The 20,193-nt window shown below is 36.4% G+C and carries 22 protein-coding genes; 20 read left to right on the top strand and 2 right to left on the bottom strand.

What is annotated here, in order from left to right; all coding sequences use genetic code 11:
* The first annotated feature begins 9 nt into the window (after positions 1 to 9).
* The 11 genes from glyQ (at position 10) to rplS (ending at position 7,745) form a co-directional block, all read left to right on the top strand.
* Positions 10 to 870 (top strand): glycine--tRNA ligase subunit alpha, encoded by an 861-nt coding sequence (gene glyQ / locus F3H00_RS08030; protein WP_021090594.1) that lies wholly within the window; start codon positions 10 to 12, stop codon positions 868 to 870.
* A gap of 6 nt (positions 871 to 876) precedes the next feature.
* Complete coding sequence (locus tag F3H00_RS08025) at positions 877 to 1,599, top strand: Nif3-like dinuclear metal center hexameric protein (RefSeq protein WP_148798539.1); 723 nt, start codon at positions 877 to 879, stop codon at positions 1,597 to 1,599.
* Positions 1,600 to 1,615: 16 nt separating this feature from the next.
* Positions 1,616 to 2,323 carry a zinc ribbon domain-containing protein gene (locus tag F3H00_RS08020; protein WP_103640781.1) on the top strand — a complete coding sequence of 236 codons (708 nt, stop codon included), beginning with the start codon at positions 1,616 to 1,618 and terminating at the stop codon, positions 2,321 to 2,323.
* Positions 2,324 to 2,331: 8 nt separating this feature from the next.
* Positions 2,332 to 3,468, top strand: coding sequence for a lipid IV(A) 3-deoxy-D-manno-octulosonic acid transferase (waaA, locus tag F3H00_RS08015; RefSeq protein ID WP_148798541.1), 1,137 nt, complete (start codon positions 2,332 to 2,334; stop codon positions 3,466 to 3,468).
* Positions 3,465 to 4,223: an RluA family pseudouridine synthase gene (locus F3H00_RS08010; RefSeq protein WP_148798543.1), complete on the top strand. Its 759-nt coding sequence runs from the start codon at positions 3,465 to 3,467 to the stop codon at positions 4,221 to 4,223. Before waaA ends, F3H00_RS08010 begins: the two co-directional genes overlap by 4 nt.
* Before the next feature lie 62 nt (positions 4,224 to 4,285).
* Positions 4,286 to 5,626: a signal recognition particle protein gene (gene ffh / locus F3H00_RS08005; RefSeq protein ID WP_148798545.1), complete on the top strand. Its 1,341-nt coding sequence runs from the start codon at positions 4,286 to 4,288 to the stop codon at positions 5,624 to 5,626.
* Between the two features lie 72 nt (positions 5,627 to 5,698).
* Entirely contained in the window at positions 5,699 to 5,926 is a 228-nt protein-coding gene (gene rpsP / locus F3H00_RS08000; protein WP_009293992.1) for a 30S ribosomal protein S16, read from the top strand.
* A complete protein-coding gene (locus F3H00_RS07995; protein WP_103604298.1) occupies positions 5,926 to 6,168 on the top strand; it encodes a KH domain-containing protein in 243 nt (80 codons plus the stop codon). The genes rpsP and F3H00_RS07995 overlap by 1 nt, the downstream gene beginning before the upstream one ends.
* Entirely contained in the window at positions 6,161 to 6,691 is a 531-nt protein-coding gene (gene rimM / locus F3H00_RS07990; RefSeq protein WP_103604299.1) for a ribosome maturation factor RimM, read from the top strand. The genes F3H00_RS07995 and rimM overlap by 8 nt, the downstream gene beginning before the upstream one ends.
* Complete coding sequence (gene trmD / locus F3H00_RS07985; protein ID WP_149703803.1) at positions 6,688 to 7,380, top strand: tRNA (guanosine(37)-N1)-methyltransferase TrmD; 693 nt, start codon at positions 6,688 to 6,690, stop codon at positions 7,378 to 7,380. The genes rimM and trmD overlap by 4 nt, the downstream gene beginning before the upstream one ends.
* An 8-nt stretch (positions 7,381 to 7,388) precedes the next feature.
* Positions 7,389 to 7,745 (top strand): 50S ribosomal protein L19, encoded by a 357-nt coding sequence (rplS, locus tag F3H00_RS07980; protein ID WP_103580335.1) that lies wholly within the window; start codon positions 7,389 to 7,391, stop codon positions 7,743 to 7,745.
* 199 nt (positions 7,746 to 7,944) lie between these two features.
* Here rplS and F3H00_RS07975 read toward each other — a convergent pair whose 3' ends face one another.
* A complete protein-coding gene (locus F3H00_RS07975) occupies positions 7,945 to 8,643 on the bottom strand; it encodes a CorA family divalent cation transporter (protein ID WP_148798547.1) in 699 nt (232 codons plus the stop codon).
* Complete coding sequence (gene tgt, locus F3H00_RS07970) at positions 8,633 to 9,763, bottom strand: tRNA guanosine(34) transglycosylase Tgt (RefSeq protein ID WP_148798549.1); 1,131 nt, start codon at positions 9,761 to 9,763, stop codon at positions 8,633 to 8,635. Before tgt ends, F3H00_RS07975 begins: the two co-directional genes overlap by 11 nt.
* Before the next feature lie 79 nt (positions 9,764 to 9,842).
* Between tgt and F3H00_RS07965 the strand changes: the two genes are divergently transcribed.
* The 9 genes from F3H00_RS07965 to F3H00_RS07925 all read left to right on the top strand — a co-directional run bounded on the left by F3H00_RS07965 (position 9,843) and on the right by F3H00_RS07925 (position 20,190).
* Entirely contained in the window at positions 9,843 to 10,949 is a 1,107-nt protein-coding gene (locus F3H00_RS07965) for an MlaE family ABC transporter permease (protein ID WP_148798551.1), read from the top strand.
* Complete coding sequence (locus F3H00_RS07960; protein ID WP_148798553.1) at positions 10,946 to 11,686, top strand: ABC transporter ATP-binding protein; 741 nt, start codon at positions 10,946 to 10,948, stop codon at positions 11,684 to 11,686. The genes F3H00_RS07965 and F3H00_RS07960 overlap by 4 nt, the downstream gene beginning before the upstream one ends.
* On the top strand, positions 11,687 to 12,619 hold the full coding sequence (locus tag F3H00_RS07955; RefSeq protein ID WP_148798555.1) for an MlaD family protein: 933 nt from the start codon (positions 11,687 to 11,689) through the stop codon (positions 12,617 to 12,619). It begins immediately after the preceding gene.
* Positions 12,616 to 13,176: an ABC-type transport auxiliary lipoprotein family protein gene (locus F3H00_RS07950; RefSeq protein WP_148798557.1), complete on the top strand. Its 561-nt coding sequence runs from the start codon at positions 12,616 to 12,618 to the stop codon at positions 13,174 to 13,176. The genes F3H00_RS07955 and F3H00_RS07950 overlap by 4 nt, the downstream gene beginning before the upstream one ends.
* A 92-nt stretch (positions 13,177 to 13,268) precedes the next feature.
* Positions 13,269 to 14,687, top strand: a complete 1,419-nt coding sequence (locus F3H00_RS07945) for a COG3400 family protein (RefSeq protein WP_148798559.1) — start codon at positions 13,269 to 13,271, stop codon at positions 14,685 to 14,687.
* Positions 14,688 to 14,689: 2 nt separating this feature from the next.
* Positions 14,690 to 15,727 carry a 3-dehydroquinate synthase gene (gene aroB, locus F3H00_RS07940; protein WP_148798561.1) on the top strand — a complete coding sequence of 346 codons (1,038 nt, stop codon included), beginning with the start codon at positions 14,690 to 14,692 and terminating at the stop codon, positions 15,725 to 15,727.
* Positions 15,724 to 17,313: a mechanosensitive ion channel domain-containing protein gene (locus tag F3H00_RS07935; protein WP_149703802.1), complete on the top strand. Its 1,590-nt coding sequence runs from the start codon at positions 15,724 to 15,726 to the stop codon at positions 17,311 to 17,313. The genes aroB and F3H00_RS07935 overlap by 4 nt, the downstream gene beginning before the upstream one ends.
* Positions 17,310 to 18,551, top strand: a complete 1,242-nt coding sequence (gene mtaB / locus F3H00_RS07930) for a tRNA (N(6)-L-threonylcarbamoyladenosine(37)-C(2))-methylthiotransferase MtaB (RefSeq protein WP_187424075.1) — start codon at positions 17,310 to 17,312, stop codon at positions 18,549 to 18,551. Before F3H00_RS07935 ends, mtaB begins: the two co-directional genes overlap by 4 nt.
* Positions 18,538 to 20,190: an ATP-dependent metallopeptidase FtsH/Yme1/Tma family protein gene (locus F3H00_RS07925; RefSeq protein WP_148798655.1), complete on the top strand. Its 1,653-nt coding sequence runs from the start codon at positions 18,538 to 18,540 to the stop codon at positions 20,188 to 20,190. The genes mtaB and F3H00_RS07925 overlap by 14 nt, the downstream gene beginning before the upstream one ends.
* Positions 20,191 to 20,193: the final 3 nt, after the last annotated feature.

The following is a 20,193-nucleotide window of genomic DNA, read 5'->3' as shown; positions in this document are numbered from 1 at the left end:
AGGAAAGCAATGACATTTTCACAAATAATATTAACCCTTCAAAACTATTGGCAAGAGCAAGGTTGCGTTATACTTCAGCCATACGATATGCCTGCTGGTGCTGGTACTTATCATCAAGCGACTTTTTTAAGAAGTCTTGGACCAAAGCCGTGGGCGACGGCGTACGTAGCTCCAAGCCGCCGTCCGACTGATGGCAGATACGGCGAAAATCCAAACCGCTTGGGCGCTTATTATCAGTTTCAGGTGCTCATAAAACCAAGTCCGGAAAATATCCAGGAGCTTTATCTAAAAAGCCTTGAAAAGCTTGGGTTAAATTTAAAAGATCACGATATCCGCTTTGTCGAGGATAACTGGGAGAGCCCGACGCTAGGCGCTTGGGGGCTAGGCTGGGAGGTCTGGCTAGATGGCATGGAAGTGACTCAGTTTACCTATTTTCAACAAGTGGGTGGCATCGCATGCGAGTTGATTTCTGGTGAGATAACATACGGCCTTGAACGTTTGGCCATGTATCTACAAGATGTAAATAGCGTCTACGACATTGTTTGGGACGACAGGGATGGCAATATCGTAACCTACGCTGACGTTCACAAACAAGGCGAGTATGAGTGGAGTAAATATAACTTCGAAGTAGCAAATGTTGATATGCTTTTTAACCAGTTTGAAAACGCATTTAACGAGTGCAAACGCTGCTTAGAGGCTAAAATTTCGCTCCCTGCGTATGATTACTGCATGCTTGCAGCTCATACATTTAACGTCCTTGATGCGCGTGGAGCGATTAGTGTAACGCAAAGGCAAGACTACATCTTAAAAATCCGCGAGCTGGCCAAAGAGTGTGCGCTAACTTATAAAGAAAGCCTAGAGCAAAAGTAAAATTTTATGAAAATTGCTGAAATTTATAAAATTTTAGATGAAATTTGCCCGTTTGCGAGCCAAGAGTCTTGGGATAATAGTGGCCTTCAAGTTGGCTCATTTGATAGCGAATTTGAGCAAATTTATCTAAGTCTTGATTTGGATAGCGAACTTTTGCAAAATGTCTTGCCAAATTCGCTCATCATCACTCACCATCCGCTCATTTTTAAGGGGCTAAAAAGCCTAGACTACAGCCTTTATCCAAGCTCACTCATAAGAGAGATGATGATAAAAAATATCTCGCTCATTTCGCTTCACACAAATGCTGACCTTGCATTTTTAAATGAAAAATTTGTGATGCAGGTTTTGGGGTTTGAAATTTCAAGCAAAGAGGGCTTTTTGATCTACGCTGATGTGAAGATGAAATTTAGCGAGCTCTGTAAATTTGTAAAAGAAAAACTTGGTCTAGAAAATTTAAGAGTGGTTCATGCAAAAGATGAAATTTCTAAAATTTGTATCTGCACTGGAAGTGGCGCAGATCTCATCCAAGATCTCAAAGCAGATGCCTTTTTGACAGGCGATCTAAAGTATCACCAAGCCCTTTATGCAAAGGAAAATGGGCTAAATTTAATCGATATAAATCACTATGAAAGTGAACGTTATTTTGGTGATTTTTTAGCAAAATATTTGCAAAATCTGAAAATTGAAGTTATAATACGCAATTCTAAAAATCCATTTACATATTGCTAACAAAAAAGGAAACATTATGAATAAATACTTACAACAATTAGTTGAATTATCTGACCTTGATAAACAAATAGATGGCTTTATACCACGCATTCAGGATATAGAAAAGGCTTATAAAAATATAGAAGAAGAGTGCGAAACTATAACGGTTAATATAGAAAGACTAGATGAAGAGGTAAATGACTTAAAGTCTCAAAAATCAGGCACAAATGCTCATATTACCGAGTTTAGTGCGAAGATAAAAGACGTAGCTAAAAAAAGCTCAAGTGCAAAAAGTGAAAAGGAGATAAAAGCCCTAAGTCTTGAAGAAGATATTGCAAAAGAGCAACTTGAGGCTGCAAATGAAGAGATTGCTAGACTTGAGAAGCTAATAGATAGTAAAAATAGTCAAAAAGATGAGCTTGGTGCAAAAAAAGCTGAACTTGAAGAGAATTTAAAAAATATAAAAAGCAAAACTTCATCTGAACTTGAAAATATCGGGAAAGAACGTGAAGAAGTTTATGCTAAAAAAGACAAGCTTATCGCCACTATGAATCAAAAAATTCTCGCATTTTATGAAAAAATTAGAAAATGGGCTCATAATACGGCTGTTGTTCCTGTAAAAAAACAAGCTTGTTATGGTTGCTTTATGCAGATAAACGACAAAACTTTCTCTGCTGTTATCAAGGGTGAAGATATCGTTACATGTCCGCATTGTGGCAGAATTTTATACAAACAAGAGCAATAACACATTTCGTGATAATAATATATTACTTTCTAGCCTCAATACTCTATCTATTTGGGGCTATCTTTTTATTTTTTTTAAGTTTTAAAAAAAAGTATCATAAGTCGATTCCAGCACGTTTTTTCCTCTTTAATAATCCTAAATTTCAAGATACAGATGTGCATTTTCACGCTTGTTCGTTTGGTGAAGTGCAAGCACTTAAACCTTTGATGCAAAAATTTGATAGCAAAGCCATAAGTGTGGTGACAAATACTGGCTTTGAAGCGGCAAGTAAAATTTGCTCTAACGCGAGATTTTTGCCATTTGAAATTTTTTTGCCATTTTGGCTAAAAAAGAGCAAAATTTTAGTCATTTTTGAGGCTGAGCTTTGGCTCATGCTGGTTTTCATGGCGAAGTTAAAAGGCAGCCGCGTGATACTGATAAACGCTAGAATTTCAGATAGAAGCTACAAAAGCTACTTAAAATTTGGCTTTTTTTACAGATATCTTTTTAAATTCATAGATAAAATTTACGCTCAAAGTGAGCTTGATAAAGAGAGGCTAAAGTCGCTTGGTGCAGGTGAAATAGAGGTCGTTGGCAACATAAAGGCTGCGTTTTTGCCAAGCGTGAGTAAAATTTATGAAAAGCCAAAAGCTAGAGTGATCGTGCTGGCAAGTACTCACGCTGGCGAAGAAGATATGATTTTAGGTAATTTAAATTTAAAAGAAAATGATCTCTTAATCATCGCACCACGCCATCCTGAGAGATTTGCAGATGTTGAAAAGATAGCAAGCGAGTATGCCAAAAAGCATGATTTTAGCTTTGCGAAATTTAGTCAAACGTATAAATTTGAAGCTAAAGTAAATTTGCTTGATACTTTAGGCGAACTTGTAAATGTTTATGCTATTAGCGATATAGTAGTGCTTGGAGGCAGTTTTGTTCCAAATATTGGCGGGCACAATCCAATCGAGTGCGCGCAATTTAACCCGGTGATAATTAGTGGAGAGTTTATATTTAACCAAAATGCGCTATTTGGCCTAGTTGAAAACATCTATATCGCAAAGGCTAGCGATATCAGTGGCATAATAGATAGTGACGCCAAAAAGAGCAAGATCGCCGTGCAGGCCAGCGCTGATGCGATCATAGAAGATATAAGGAGCACTTTATGAGTGAAGAAAAAGCGTATAAAATTTTAGCCAAACAAAAAAATATCTCAAACAACGAGGCAAAGGAGCTAATCGACAGCGGACTAGTCTATGCCAAGGGGCAAAAGGTGATGATCGCTCGTGCGCTAATGAGTGAAAATACTAAATTTAGCATCGAAGAGATGCCAAAGCCAAGCGTTATCTTTGAAGATGAAAATTTAATAGCCATAAACAAGCCTACCGCTATAACTAGCGAAAAAATCAGTCAAATTTATAAATTTCCACTTCTTCACAGGCTCGATAAAGATACGAGTGGTGTGCTGCTTCTTGTAAAAAATAATGAATTCGCAGCGCTTGCTATAAATGAGTTTAAAAAGATGAAGGTTGAGAAAATTTATGTGGCCGCAGTTAGAGGTATTATGAGCGAGGAAGTGGTCGTAAATGAGCCGATCTTAACGATAAAAAATAAAAATGGCGCCATTTCAAAGATCTCAAAAGATGGCAAAGAGGCGATCAGTGAAATTTCACCGCTCATGGTTGTTGGTAAAAAAACGCTGGTAAAAGTTGCCATAAAAACAGGCAGGACGCATCAGATAAGAGTGCATTTGGCTAGTTTAAATTTACCTATCGTTGGTGATGAGAAATACGGCAAAAATAGGGCAAATAGAATGTTTTTGCATGCCTATTCTATAGCTCTTTTAAACTATAAATTTAAAGCGCCAATCCCAAAAGAATTTAATTCTCTTGGATTTGAGCTATCTAATAAATTTGAAATTTAAAGAGCAATAAAGAAATTATTTAGTAATATACGCCCTTTAATAACAACTTAGAAAGGTGATTAGTGTTCGAACAAATTAGCGAGTCTTTTAGATTAGCCGTTAGCAAGATACGTTTTGTAGATGACGAAAAAGCTCTAAAAAACGCACTTGACGTGCTCAAAAAAGCTCTTTTAAAAGCTGATGTTCACCATAAAGTCACCAAAGATCTACTCGCGTCTATCGAAAGCGAGTTAAAGCAAACTGGCGTTGGTCAAAAGAATTTCCTAGATGCGATCAAATCAAATTTGACGACCATTTTAACAGCTCCTGGCAATCAAGGCTTTGTCTATGCACCAGTTGCACCGACCATTGTTTTGATGGCTGGTTTGCAAGGTAGTGGTAAAACAACGACAACTATCAAGCTTGCAAACTATCTAAAATTAAGAAAGAAAAAAGTTTTAGTTGCGGCTTGTGACTTGCAAAGATTAGCAGCAGTTGAGCAGCTAAGACAGCTCTGCGTTGCAAATGAGATCGATCTTTTCTTTATAGAAAATGAAAATAATCCTATAAAAGTAGCAAAAGAAGCACTAGAAAAAGCAAAAAGTGGCCTTTATGATGTGCTTTTGGTGGATACCGCTGGTCGTCTTGCGATCGATGAAAAGTTGATGCAAGAGATAAAAGATGTAAAAAATGCTATAAATCCACATGAAATTTTCTATGTAGCTGACGCTATGAGCGGACAAGATGCTGTAAAAACAGCTACAAGTTTTAATGAAATTTTAGGAATTTCTGGAGTTATCCTTTCTAAATTTGATTCTGACTCAAAGGGCGGCGTAGCTATCAGTATCGCTAAACAGCTAAATATCCCACTTAGATTTGTCGGTATTGGCGAGAAAGTAGCCGATATCGAGAGCTTTATACCAGACCGTATCGTAAGCCGTATAATGGGTGAGGGCGACCTAGCTACTTTGGTCGAGAAGACATCGACTATTATTGATGAAAAAGAGGCAAAACGTCTAAATCAAAAGATAAAAAAAGGTCAGTTTAACTTTAATGACTTTTTAGATCAAATGGAAAGTGTTAAAAAGCTTGGCAGTATGAAGTCTTTGATGGGGATGATACCTGGGCTTTCAAACATAGCAAATCAGATAAAAGATATAGATCTTGATAATTCAAAAGAAATTTTACATATTAAGGCTATGATAAACTCTATGACGCAAAAAGAGCGTGAAAATCCTGAACTTTTGAATAATAGTAGAAAAAGACGTTTAGCGGCTGGTTCTGGACTTTCTCAGATAGAGGTAAATCGATTTTTAAAGCAGTTTGAAAATGCCTCAAAACTTGCTAAGAAATTTTCAGGAAAAGGTGGAGCAAAAGGACTCGCAAATATGCTTTCTCAAGCAAATTTAAAAAGACCTGTTTGATAAAAGGGTTTAAATTTGGATATTTGTTATCTAAATTTAAGCTTTATTTAAAAATAAGAGGAGAAATATAATATGGCAACAGTAGTAAGACTAACAAGAATGGGACGCAAAAAAAGACCTTTTTATCGTATAGTTGTTACAGATAGCAGAAAAAGACGCGACAGCGGTTGGATAGAGAGCATTGGTTATTACAACCCTATGGTTGAGCCAAATGTTATAAATTTCAACAAAGAGAGATTAGACTACTGGAAAAGCGTCGGTGCTAAACTTAGCGACAGAGTTGCACAAATTACAAAATAATGGTTGAAAATTTTTTATACGAATACGCCAAGCTGATAGCTGATTTTCCTGAAAAGGTGACTATTGAGCGTCAAGAGCTTGGTGAAAATTTTATTGAAATTATCATAAATGCTGACAAGATTGATACTGGAAAACTTATCGGTAAAGACGGTAAAATGATAAATGCTATAAAGACCGTTATTATTGGTTGCAAAGCCAAAGATAATACAAGCTATAGGGTAACGGTAAAAGCTATTGAATAGTGATATTGTTGAAGTCGCTACTATTGGAAGATGTGTTGGTTTAAGGGGTTATTTAAAACTTCACAACAAGAGCGACTTTCCAGAACAGTATAAAAAAGGCGCAACCTTTTTTGATAAAAAAAATGATCAGCTCATCATAAAAGACTACAACAGACAAAAAGAGCTGGTTCTATTTGAAAATTTTGATGATTTAGACCTTGCTAAAACACTTGTAAACAAAACTATTTATACCACAAAAGAGCTCACTAGAAAAAACTGCAAACTAAAAAAAGATGAATTTTTTCAGTTTGATATTATTGGATTAAAAGTTGTAGAAAATGGCGAAATTTTAGGTATCGTAGAAGATATCCAAGATAATTTTGCAAATTCACTTTTATATATAAAAACAGATGAAGAGTTTATTACAGCTGGCAAACCAAAGAATTTCTACATTCCATATTTGGAGCGTTTTATCGAAAGCGTAAATTTGGATAGTGGAGAGATTTTGGTAAAAGGCGCTAAAGACATCTTAGAAAATTCATGAAATTTACCTTTATTACACTTTTTGAAAGTTTAGTCAAACCTTACTTTTGTGATTCTATTTTAAAACGTGCGATTAATAATAAATTTATAGAAATTGATTTCATAAATCCAAGAAATTTTACCAACGATAAACACAATAAAGTTGATGATTATATGATCGGAGGTGGAGCAGGGCTTTTGATGTTTCCACAGCCTTTGGATGAGTCGATCAAATTTCTAAAAGAAAAAGATAAAAATACTCATGTGATATTTTTAACGCCAGCTGGTAAAAAATTTAATCAAAATGACGCAAAGAGGCTCTCTAAAAAAGATCATATTTGTTTTGTTTGTAGTAGATATGAAGGCCTTGATGAACGAGTTGTTGAGCTTTGGGCGGACGAAGTTTTTTGCATAGGCGATTTTGTTTTAACTGGTGGAGAGCTTCCTGCGCTTTGTATGAGTGATGCAATATCAAGAAATATACTTGGAGTTTTAGGAAACGATATGAGCCTTGAAGTTGAGAGTTTTGAGGATAATTTACTTGAAGCCCCATCTTTTACAAAGCCTGATAATTTTAGATCGATCTTTGTGGTTTCAGAGTTTTTAAAGGGTAACCATGCTAAAATCCACACTTTAAAAAATAAGATGGCTCACTGCAAAACAAGGTTCTTTCGCCCTGATTTATATCAAAAGCTTAAGCCACATAAATAAGGAAAAACATGAGAAATAAATACATTGAAGCATTTGAAAATGCTCAAATTGCTAGTAAAAATATTCCTGACTTCCGTGCAGGAGATACATTGCGTGTTGCTACTCGTATTCACGAAGGCGATAAAACTAGAATTCAAAATTTTGAAGGTATTTGTATAGCTAGACGTGGTAGCGGTACCGGCGAAACATTTATCATTAGAAAAATTGGTGCTAACAGTGTTGGTGTTGAGAGAATTTTTCCAATCTTTAGTGACTCAATCGAAGAGATAAAAGTTCTTAGAAAAGGTCGTATTAGAAGAGCTAAATTATTCTATCTACGTGACCTTCGTGGTAAAGCTGCTAAAATCCGCGAACTTAGAAAATAATTCTACTATCTGTCCTGAAGTCTATTCAGGACTTTTAATCTTCTTTTTAAATTTAATTTTTTTTAATTTTTTTTGTTTTTTAATATTAAAATATCTATTTATTTTTATTGTTTTTACCGCTAGGCTATAAAAATTTAAAATATATAAAAAATTTCTGTATAAAGTTTCAGATACCTTATATACTAAATTTATTTATTTTCTACTTCTTCTTATTTGTATACCAAAATAAAAAAATAACACAACAAAGAATTACTCCAAGCATTATTGATACAACTATTATGGTAGCATTTTTAGTTTCATTAAATGGTAAGCCTTGTGTATTCATACCAAAAAAGCCAGTTATCAGATTTAGTGGCAGCATTACAGCTGATATCATTGTCAAAATGTAAATGTTTTGATTGATTTTGTCGTTTTTTATACTTTGTATAAATGTATAAATATCATCGATTCTGCAGGCATATTCATTGGCCATTGTTCTAAAAACATTTGCCTCATGAGTACTATTTTTAAGCTCTTTTTTTAAATTTTGTTGCTCACTTTGGCAAATCGAAAGTGTCTCATAAAAGTGAGATATCTTATTTTGAAATTTTCTAATCTCATATTTTAAAAAGTGATGTCTTTTGATAAATTGATTAAAGTTTTTTCGACTAGCATAAATTTTTTCATACTCGTTTAGCTCATCTTGATGTTCTAAAATTTTGTTTGCATATTCATTACATAGCTTTTTAAGGGCTGTTTCAAACTCGTTTTTATCACATTCGTGATCAAAGTCTTCTTTATAAATTTTGCCATTTTTAAATAAAAATTTATAGCTTTGTTTTTGCGTGAAAGAAACAAGCAAAATATAGTCGTATTCATCGCCATAAAAATATCCACAAACTGAACTTTTATAGCTCATTTTTTACCCTTTTAGCATAAAAATTTCTCTTAAATTTGGCAAATTCGCCTCTTTCTATTGCCTCTCTCATCTCTTTCATCAAATTTAGATAGTAGTGCAGGTTATGAAGGCTTGCTAGCCTAAAAAATGTGAGCTCCCTTGCCTTAAAAAGGTGGTTTAGATAGCCTCTTGAGTAGCGCTTGCAGGTGTAGCACTGGCAAGCTGGGTCTATCGGCGCATGGTCGTTTATAAATTTGGCTGATTTTATATTTATCTTGCCAAAGCTAGTAAAGAGCGTGCCGTTTCTTGCATTTCTTGTTGGCATGACGCAGTCAAACATATCAACGCCTCTCTCCACGTTTTCCACGAGATCTTCTGGTGTGCCAACGCCCATTAGATAACGCGGCCTTAGCTCATCCATAAATGGCATAACCGCCTCAACAGTGTCATACATTGCCTCGTTACTCTCGCCAACGCTTAGCCCTCCTATCGCAAGGCCATCAAATGGCATTTCATTTAAGGCCTCAGCACAAAATTTACGCGCATCATAATCAGTACCTCCTTGAACGATACCAAAGATATTTTGGTTTAGCCCAACGCCTTTACTCTGCATAAATTTGTGATAATCAATCACCTCTTTTGCCCATTTTATCGTTCGCTTTATGCTTAGATCGATCCTTTTTGGCTCAGCAGGCAAGGCGACTAGATCATCAAGTATCATCATGATGTCGCTGCCTAGATCATACTGCGTGTCAAGGACGGATCTTGGTGTGAAATAGTGCGTACTGCCGTCGATGTGGCTTTTAAATTTTATTCCGCCATCGTCGTTTTTGGTATTTGATCTAAGTGAAAATGCCTGAAATCCGCCGCTATCAGTTAAAAACGAGCGATCAAATTTAGAAAATCCATGAAGTCCGCCAAACTCACGCACGACCTTGCTGCCAGGGCGCAGGTACATATGATAGGTGTTCGCTAAGATTATCTTTGCGTCTAAAATTTCACTCATATCAAAGGCGTCTAAGCTTTTAACCGCGCCAACCGTACCAACTGGCATAAAAACCGGCGTTTGTATAATGCTATGGGCAGTTGTTAGGATACCACGCCTTGCATTTCCATCTTTTTTTATAACTTCAAATTTCATCTAAATCCTTAAAATTTTTGATTTTTTATTTTAACAAAATTTATAATATAATCCAGAAATTTTAAGGCAAAGGAACTTTTTGCAAAATAAAAATGATGTCATTTTTGTAGTGGCAAATGGCGCTCAGACTATAAAATTTATAGGTGAGTTTAGCTACAAAGACGCAAAAAATTTACAAAGCATTTTTAAAAAAATCCAAAAGCTTAACGGCAATGTTAAATTTGACTTTAGTGAGCTAAAGAGCATTGACTACGCTGTTTTGATCCTTTTAAAAAACACGCTAAATGGCAAGAAATTTGAGATCATCACAAATGATGAGAAGATAAAGGCGATGAGCGATCTTTTAAATGACGAGAAGATCGACTTTAACTACATGCCACCGCACAATAGCCTAAATTTCTTCTCACGCTTAGGTGAGAAAATTTGCGAGGGATTTGTAAATTTGCTTGAGTTTGGCTCGTTTTTGGGCGAGTTTTTGATAAAGAGTGTGAGGATTTTATTTAATCCTGCAAATTTAAGATTTAGAGAATTTAGCAACTACATAAAAGATGGTGGCGTAAATGCTGTTTTCATCGTATCGCTCACCGCTTTTTTGATAGGCGTCGTGCTTGCATATCTTGGTAGTGCGATGCTTGCAAGCTTTGGGGCAAGTATATTTATAGTAGAGATCATGGGCATGCTAACGCTTAGAGAGGTGGCCCCGCTCATCGCTGCTATCGTCGTGGCGGGTAGATCAGCCTCTAGCTTTACCGCGCAAATTGGCGCTATGAAGCTAACTGAGGAGATAGATGCGATGAAGACGATGGGTTTTGAGCCCTTTAACTTCTTGGTGCTGCCACGCATCATCGCCATGGTGCTTTGCGTGCCTGTCATCATCTTTATAGCTGATAGCATAAGCATTTTAGGACAGATGATCATTTGCCAAACTATTCTTGATATCAGCTTTAGCGACTATCTTAATAGATTTCGCGAGATGGTCGAGCTTAGGCACTTTGCTGTTGGCATGATAAAGGCTCCGTTTTTTGGCGCGGTGATAGCGATCATTGGGTGCATGAGAGGATTTGGCGTTAGTCAAAACGCCCAAAGTCTTGGAGCGATGACAACCGTTAGCGTTGTAAATGCAATATTTTGGGTCATCGCGCTTGATGCATTTTTCGCGATAATTTTTATGTGGCTAAAGATATGAACGAGATAATAGTTGGAAAAAACATAACGACAAGTTATGGCGACAAGATAATGCACGATAATGTGAGCTGGAGCGTCAAAGAGGCTGAAATTTACGGCTTTTTGGGCGGTAGTGGCGCTGGTAAAACGACGCTTATGAAGACGATGATATATCTAAAAAAGCCAAGCAAGGGCGATATATTTTTTGATGGCGTCAATATGTGGAAAAGTAGCCAACAAGAGCAGCAAGAGATCAAGCTAAAAAGTGGGACGATGTTTCAGTTTGGAGCGCTTTATAGCTCGATGACGATCCTTGACAATGTGGGCGTTTTGCTTCATGAGTACTCTAAATTTAACAAACGTCAGATCGATGAGATAGCGATGTTTTGGATACAAAAAGTTGGACTTAAAAAAGAGGTATCTATGCTTTATCCAAGTGAGCTAAGTGGCGGTATGAAAAAGCGTGCCGCGCTTGCAAGAGCCTTGGTGCTAAGCCCAAGGGTGCTATTTTTAGATGAGCCAAACAGCGGACTTGATCCTGTTAGCTCACGCCAAATGGACGCGCTCATAAAAGAGCTTCGTGATAGCATTGGCGTGACTGTTGTCATGGTGACTCATGATGCTGATAGTATTTTTGATATTTTGGATAGATTTTTGATAATAGATAACAAAAAAATAGCCTTTGAGGGAAACATAAAAGAGCTTGAATATCTTAAAAACAACCCACTTGAAGAGCTATTTAAAATGAGGAAAAAGTAAATGGAAAATAGAAATTCTTATACCATTGTTGGCATGTTTTTTATGGCTTGCCTTACAGCATTTGCGATATTTATCTGGTGGATGACTAGTAAAAATAATACAAAGGTTGATTTTAAAGAGTATTACATCCACACGACTGAGCTACCAAGCGGTCTAAAGGTTGATTCAACAGTTAAATTTATCGGTGTGCCAGCCGGAAGTGTTAGTGATATAAATTTTGTCGATGATAAAAACGCTCTTATAAACATTACGATGAAGATAAGAGAAGATCTGCCGATAAAGGCCGATAGCGTGGCAAGTATAGAAGTTCAGGCTATCAGCGGTGTGGCTAGTATAAATATAAGCCGTGGCACAAAAGACTTTGCATCAGGCCAAAAGCCTATCTTACAGCTTGAAGAGAGCCTCTTTTCAAAGCTTGGAAACAACGCTGAAAACATTACTTTAAAGATAAATCAAACACTTGATAAAGTCGATAACTTTTTCTCGCCTGAAAATATCGCTCACGTAGAGTCAGTCCTTAAAAATATCGATAAATTTACACAAGTTTTAACAGACGAAGAGGGGCTAAGTGAGGTTGATAGTATCGTTAAAAATGTAAAAAATTTTACAGATACTTTAAACAAAACCGATACAAAAGAATTGGTTAAAAATTTAAATAGACTAATTTCAAATGCAAACCAAGTTTTTGTATCGGCAAATTCGGCTATCACCGGATATAATTCGCTGCAAGAGCTCATCACAAAAAAGGCTAAAGATGGCGAATACGACCTTAGAAATACGGTTGGGCCGTTATTAAGAGAAGCGAGTGATTTTTTAAATGGATTTGACAAGACGCTTCGCGAGTTTAGAGGTGCGCTTCAAAGACTCGAAGATAATCCTTACGATTTTTTCTTCACAAATCCAGTTCCAAACGACAAAGGAGATAAGAAATGAGAAATTTGATATACATAGCGGCTGCTTTTTTCTTTTTTGGCTGCTCACTAAAGACAGATGTGCCACAAGCTACGATGTATGAAATCCACTATTCAAACAAAGAGTGCTCAGCTGAAAACAAGCAAAAAGAGCTAAAAAATGTCTTCATAGAAAACGTGAGTGCTCTTGACATGGTTGATACTAGAAAAATTTTGATCGTAGCTGAGAATAATAAAATCAGATACCTAAGCGATGCTAAATTTGTCTCTGAGCCAAGCGAAATGGTCTATAAATCACTTGTAAAAGGGCTTTATTCAAACTGTGCTGCTAAGCCGATATTTTCACCAAATGCAAAAGATCTTAGACTAAAAGTAAGCATCATCTCTCTTCAAATAAGAGGCGACAAAGCCGAAGTCTCGCTAGCTTACGAGCTATTTAATGCAAACACTTCGCTAAAATCAGGCATGATCACGAAAGAAATTTTCTGTCCAGATCCAAGCTCAAGTACTATTTTTGATACGATAAATAAGGCTACAAATTTAGCAATCGATACGCTAATCTCTGAAATAATCTCTTAAATTTTCTTGGCTGTAAATTTTAAATTTATAGCCAAGATAGCTTATTTTAAAGACCTTTTGTTATAATGTGAGCTTTAAAATACGGAGAATTGATGAAGAAAATTTTAATAATCGCAGATGGAACTTTCGCAAGAAATTTTTTAAACAGACTACTTGAAACAAAATCAAATTTGCACCACTATATCGTTGTTTCAAGTGAGGATTACAGCCAAAAATCAAATTATGAAAATTTTACATTTTACCAGTTTGACCCAACTAGCCTCTCAAAGCTAAAAAGCGTGAGTGATGGCTATTTTAGTCAGTTTTGTATAGTTTGCGATGATAAAAATGAAGCGGTTGCTGTTTATGAAAATTTAAGACAGATCAGTACAAAGACCGAGACTGTTTTTATGAACTCGTGGGAGCTTGATGAAAAATGCAAAGAAATATTTGCAAGCGATAAACACTTAAGCGTGGTTGATATCAGAGATATTGCAGCATCAAGGCTTATGGACTATTTACCAGATTTGCCGGTTTTAGCTGATAATATCGGGCTTAGTGAGGGTGAGATCATGGAAGTTAAGGTGCCAATAGGTAGCTCTTATATGTATCGTCACATCAGCTCAGTAGCTCAAAAGAAATGGCGAATAGCCCTCATATATCGAGGTAGCGAGATAATCTTGCCAAAGCCAAATGTAATGATACAGCCAAGCGATATATTACTAATCGTTGGTGATCCAAATGTGCTTCAAAATGTTTACCGCTCGATTAAGCGTGAAAGTGGACAGTTTCCAAGTCCATTTGGTAGCAATATCTATGTGCTGATCGACATGATCTCAATGGATAAAGAACGTGTTAGCAAGCTCATAAAGGATAGCTTGTATTTGCATTCAAAGCTAAATAATAAACGCCTTTTTTTTAGAGTGATAAATCCAACTTTAGGTGAAAATTTAGATACTTTAAAAGCGATAAAAGAGAAAAACATCATCGTTTTGATGGATTATTTTAATAGTAATAACAAATCTATAAAATATGATGTTTTAAAGCACGACATCGGCCTAATCTTAAGCGATGATAAGTATTTTTTTAAATTTAAAAAGCTATTTTATGAGCTAAAACTTCCAGTGCTAAAAACAGGCAAAATTTTGCTCTCAAATATAAAAGAGGGCGTGATACTAGGCGATCAAAGTCAAGAGGTGGAGAATCAATCAGCTGTGATAACAGACTGCTGTGCACAGCTTGATTTGGAGATGAAATTTTACTATTTTGATAATAAGCATAGCGATGATGAGGCGTTAAGAGAGCATTTTGAGAGCATTAGCGCGCTATTTTCTAAGCGTATAAAGATAGAAAATCACAATCTTAAAAATCCGCTTGTAAAACTAAAAAATACAAAAGATTTGCTTCATTTTGTAATGTTTACTAAAAGCGTGGCAAATGGTGGAACATTTGCCTTTTTATCGACAAATTTAAATAGGCTTTATAAAAAACTAAGCCAAAATGCACAGCTTTTTGTGCCAGTAAGTGAGTAAAAATGCAGATAAATTTAAATCTTAAAGAAAAAGCATCAAGCTATAAAATTTATATAAATGAGCTTGAGAGATTAGAGCTAAAAGGTAAGGTTGGCATCGTTACAAACGCCAAAGTAGCGGGGCTTCATCTTGAAAAGCTACTTAGTATTTTGAAGTGTGATGAGAAATTTATCATAAGTGTGCCTGACGGCGAAGAGTATAAAAACCTTGAAACGGTAGAGCAAATTTTAGAGCAGCTTTTTGTTAGTAAATTTGATCGCTCATCTACGCTAATCGCTTTTGGTGGTGGCGTCATAAGCGATATGACTGGCTTTGCGGCGAGCATCTATGAAAGAGGAATAAATTTCATAAATATCCCAACTACGCTTCTAGCGCAAGTCGATGCGAGTGTGGGCGGAAAAACGGGTGTGAATAATAAATTTGGTAAAAATTTAATAGGCTCTTTTTGTCAGCCAAAGGCAGTTTTTTGCGAGATAAATTTCTTAAAGACATTGCCAAAGAGAGAATTTGCAGCTGGCGTGGCTGAGGCTTTAAAAATGGCGATAACTTTTGACAAAGAGATGTTTGATTGGCTAAAGAGCGTAAATTTAGATGATGAAAATTTAGCCAAGCTAGTTGAAAAGTCGGTAATTTTAAAAGCAAAAGTGGTTGAGCAAGATGAGAAGGAAAAGGGGCTAAGAGCTATCCTAAACTACGGCCATACCTTTGCTCACGTTATAGAAAATGAGACAAATTACAAAGAATTTTTACACGGCGAAGCGGTGGCAATAGGTATGAATATGGCAAATCGCTTAAGTGTAAAACTAGGGCTCTTGAGCGAGGCGCAGGCAGAGGATATCAAACAGGTTTTAGTGAAATTTGGCCTTCCAGTAAACTATAAAATAGAAAATGAATATGCATTTTACGAGGCATTTTTTATGGATAAAAAGACAAAAGATGATAAGATAAATTTCATCATTGCAGATAAAATCGGCAGTGCGATCATCAAAAATGACATCAAAAAAGAAGATGTTTTAAAAATTTTAAGAGAATTTAAATGAAAAAGATCCTAGTTTTAATACTTTTTTGCTTTACCCTTTACGCTGAGGAGAACGTTACGCTTGAGCAAAATGGCTCGCAAAATTTACAAAATAACGAGCTTATAAAAGATATTTCAAATCTAGATAACTCCCTAAAAAACAATATCTGGATCACAAGGTATGCTAACTATAACACTTATCAAAGGCTTATTAATGAGCTTGAAAAAAACGAGAATGAACTAAAGAAACTGGACAAAAGCTCAAGAAGAGGCAGCGATATCATAAAGAGAATCCAAACCCTAAAAGAGCAGATAAATTTACTAAAAGAGTATGAAAAAACGCCATTTTCAAATATGCTAGCAGCTCCTGAAATGGATACTCCACCAAGGATAACAAGTCCTGTTGCACTTATATCTGGCTTTTCGTATATCAAAAAGATAAAGAGCGACAAGATAGAGTATCAAAGGCATATAAAAGAGCTTGATACGCTTTTGGAAAAGCTTGAAACAAAAGAAAATTTACTAAATAGACTAAATTTGATCGAAGAAAATGAGCAAAATAGGGAAAGCCTAAACTTGGTAAAACAAGAAATAGGCGACTTTAAAGCGGCAAAACAGATCGCTGATACAACTTATAATGTCTATGAAAAAAGGGCTGATGAGGCTATAAATTTAACCACGGCTGATATAAAAGCTCAGTTTTTAAGTATGGGCTATACAGCTATCATCATCCTTTTGACGATCGGACTAACATTTATCGCTAAATTTATCGTTAAAAGAACGATCACCGATAATGAGAGATTTTACACGGTCAATAAATTTTTAAACGTTTTAAATATCACCGTTATCATTATAATCTTACTTTTTTCGTATATCGAAAACGTCACATATCTAGTAACCGTGCTAGGTTTTGCTTCAGCTGGTATCGCCATTGCGATGAAAGATATGTTTATGAGTATGCTTGGCTGGATGGTGATCATGTTTGGCGGCTCTATACATGTGGGTGACAGGATCAGAGTACTTCATGATGGGAGCGAATTTGTAGGCGACGTCATTGATATTTCGCTACTTCGCTTAACTGTTTTTGAGGATGTTAGCTACTCAACCTATAAAACAAACCGCCGTGCAGGTAGAATTATCTTTGTACCAAATAACTATATTTTTACAGACCTAATCGCAAACTATGCACACTATGGCATGAAGACCGTTTGGGATGGTATAGATATCATGATAAGTTTTGATAGTAATCATAAAAAAGCCGTCTATCTAGCAAGAAATGTCGTCAAGAAATACTCAAAAGGCTATACCGATATCGCAAAACGTCAAATGAATAAATTAAGAAGCCAATATAGCATCAAAAATCCAAATGTCGAGCCAAGAATTTATACGTTTTTTGAGCCTTATGGTATAAATATCTCATGCTGGTTTATGTCAAATTCCTATGCCACACTCGCTCTTAGAAGCATGATAAGTGCTGAGATCATCGAGGCTTTTTTGGCTCAAGATGATATAAAGATCGCTTATCCAACACAAACCATGTTTGTAGGTAAAAAAGAAAATCCAAGCGATCATACAGCCCATGGTGAGCAAGAGAGCGAAAGTATTTGATGCAAAAGATATTTTTTAAAACATTTGGGTGTCGCACAAATATCTACGATACTGAGCTTTTAAAAAGCTACATCAAAGACTACGAGATCACAAATGATGAAGATGCTGCTGATATTGTGGTCATAAACTCATGCACAGTCACAAATTCTGCCGATAGCGGTGTTAGAAACTACATAAACGGTGTAAAAAGGCGTGGAGCAAAGGTGGTACTGACCGGATGTGGTGCGGTTAGCAAGGGTAAGGAGCTATTTAATAGCGGTATATTTGGTGTGCTTGGAGCTAGTAAAAAGAGTGATCTAAATGAGCTTTTAAAGCAAGAAAAGCCATTTTTTGAGCTTGGAAATTTAAACTCGGTAGATAAAAATATAGTTACAAATTACGAAAATCACACAAAGGCTTTTATAAAAATTCAAGAAGGCTGCAACTTTAGCTGCAGCTACTGCATCATCCCTTCGGTTCGTGGCAAGGCTAGAAGCATGGATGAGGCTATGATATTAAAAGAGGCAAGAATTTTAGCCCAAAACGGCTATAATGAGCTCGTGCTAACTGGCACAAATATAGGCAGTTACGGCAAAGATACAAATAGCTCTCTTGGTAAGCTTTTGGCAAACTTAGGTAAAATTTCTGGCATTAGACGCATTCGGCTTGGAAGTATCGAGCCAAGCCAGATAGATGAGAGCTTTAGAGAAATTTTAAAAGAAGAGTGGCTAGAGCGTCATCTACATATCGCACTTCAGCACACAAGCCAAGCGATGCTAAAGATCATGCGAAGACGCAATGATGCATTTAGTGATCTGGAGCTTTTTAATGAACTTAGCTCGCTTGGCTTTGCACTTGGTACGGACTACATCGTGGGACATCCTGGTGAAAGTGAGGAAATTTGGGCTGAAGCAGTGGAAAATTTTAAGAAATTTCCTATCACGCATCTGCATGCGTTTGTCTACTCGCCAAGGCGTGATACACATTCAGCGACACTAAAGAGTGATGTTAGCGGCGATGTGGCAAAAAGTAGGCTAAAAATTTTACAAGGTATAGCTTTACAAAATAATGAAAATTTTAGAAAAAAACATGATGTAGCTTTGAAAATTTTAGTTGAGCAAAAAAATGGTGAGTTTTACGAAGGCTTTGATCAGTTTTACAACAAAGCTAAAATTTTAAGCCAAAAAGATATAACAAAAGAGTGGGTGGAGGTAAGCGAATATGAAGTTAAGCCAGATGCCAATTATGCAAAAATTTAAATTTAATAAGAAAAATATCCTAATAATCGCAGCTGTCGCATTAACCAGCGTGCTGCTATTTGCTGTTAGCAAAGAGCCACGAAATATCACATATTCGCAATATATGCAGCTAATGGATGGAAATTTTATAGACCGCGCTGTGATCAATGATGATGAAGTCGTGCTTTATGCACAAAACAATCGTTTTTCAATCATAAAAGAGGGTATCGATCTAAAAGAGCTTATTAAAAAAGTGCCTGTTGAAAAGACTAAGCAATACATCACTCCAGGCATGATCTGGGGATTTATCATCTTTGTCTGCTTCGTGCTTTGGTACGCTTATATCTTTAGAAGTATCAGGAAAAAAGAGGAGAGCTTGCTTAGCAAAAAAGAGGGCGCATTTGAGATAGAAAGCGTGCTAAATCAAAACACTATGCCAGTCATCTCAAATGTGAGATTTATCGATGTGGCAGGCATTAGTGAGGTTAAAAGCGAGCTTAGCGAGATAGTTGATTTTCTAAAAAATCCACAAAAATATAGAAATTTTGGTATCAAAATGCCAAAAGGCGTGCTAATGATCGGCCCTCCAGGCGTTGGTAAGACGCTTGTAGCAAAGGCAGTTGCAGGCGAGGCAAATGTACCATTTTTCTACCAAAATGGTGCTAGTTTTGTTCAAATTTATGTTGGAATGGGTGCAAAAAGAGTACGAGAGCTCTTTAGTAGAGCCAAGTCCTATGCACCCTCAATCATCTTTATCGACGAGATAGACGCCGTTGGTAAGAGTAGGGGTGGGACTAGAAACGACGAGCGAGAAGCCACGCTAAATCAGCTACTAACTGAGATGGACGGCTTTGAAGATAACTCAGGCGTCATCGTCATAGCTGCCACAAATAGGATCGAAATGATCGACGAGGCGCTACTTAGATCAGGGCGTTTTGATAGGAGAATTTTTCTTTCTATGCCTGATTTTAACGACAGAGTGGCGATCTTAAACACATATCTAAAAGATAAAAACTGCGAAGTGGCGGCTGAGGATATCGCTAAAATGAGTGTTGGCTTTTCAGGTGCGGCACTTAGTACGCTTGTAAATGAAGCTGCGATAAATGCCCTAAGAAACGGCGAGAGTGTGCTTAAGATAAGGGATTTTGAGGCTGTTTTAAACAAGGTCTTGCTCGGTAAGAAAAAGGTGCTAAGCTACAGCGAAAACGAGAAGAAAATTCAAGCCATCTATCAAGGAGCAAAGGCACTAAGCGCTTACTGGTTTGATGTAAAATTTGAAAAAATTTCTCTTATAGAAGATAGGTTTATGGCCACAGAGCAAGAGATCGAGTCAAAGTCACAGATGATATCTCGTATCAAGGTACTCATCGCTGGTATGTGCAAGCTTGAGATAGATGAAAATGACATCTTTTCAAACTCAAGTAGTGATCTAAATTTAGCCAAAGAGATCGCTTCAAAGATGGTTTATGAATATGGCATGGGAAGCTCTTTTGTGCCAAATCCAAACGATGTAGAAGAAATTTTAAAGCAAGCAAAAGAGGAGATCACATCCTTTTTAAAAGGCACAAATGAGCAAATCGCAAAGATAAGCTCATATCTGCTAGCATATGAGAGCGTAGATAAAGAAACGCTGGCAAAAATTTTAAACGAAAACTATTAAAGG

It is taken from the genome of Campylobacter concisus (genome assembly GCF_902460845.1).
Taxonomy (GTDB): domain Bacteria; phylum Campylobacterota; class Campylobacteria; order Campylobacterales; family Campylobacteraceae; genus Campylobacter_A; species Campylobacter_A concisus_X.
Note: the sequence above shows the minus strand (reverse complement) of the source record. Positions and strands in the feature narration are given on the sequence as shown.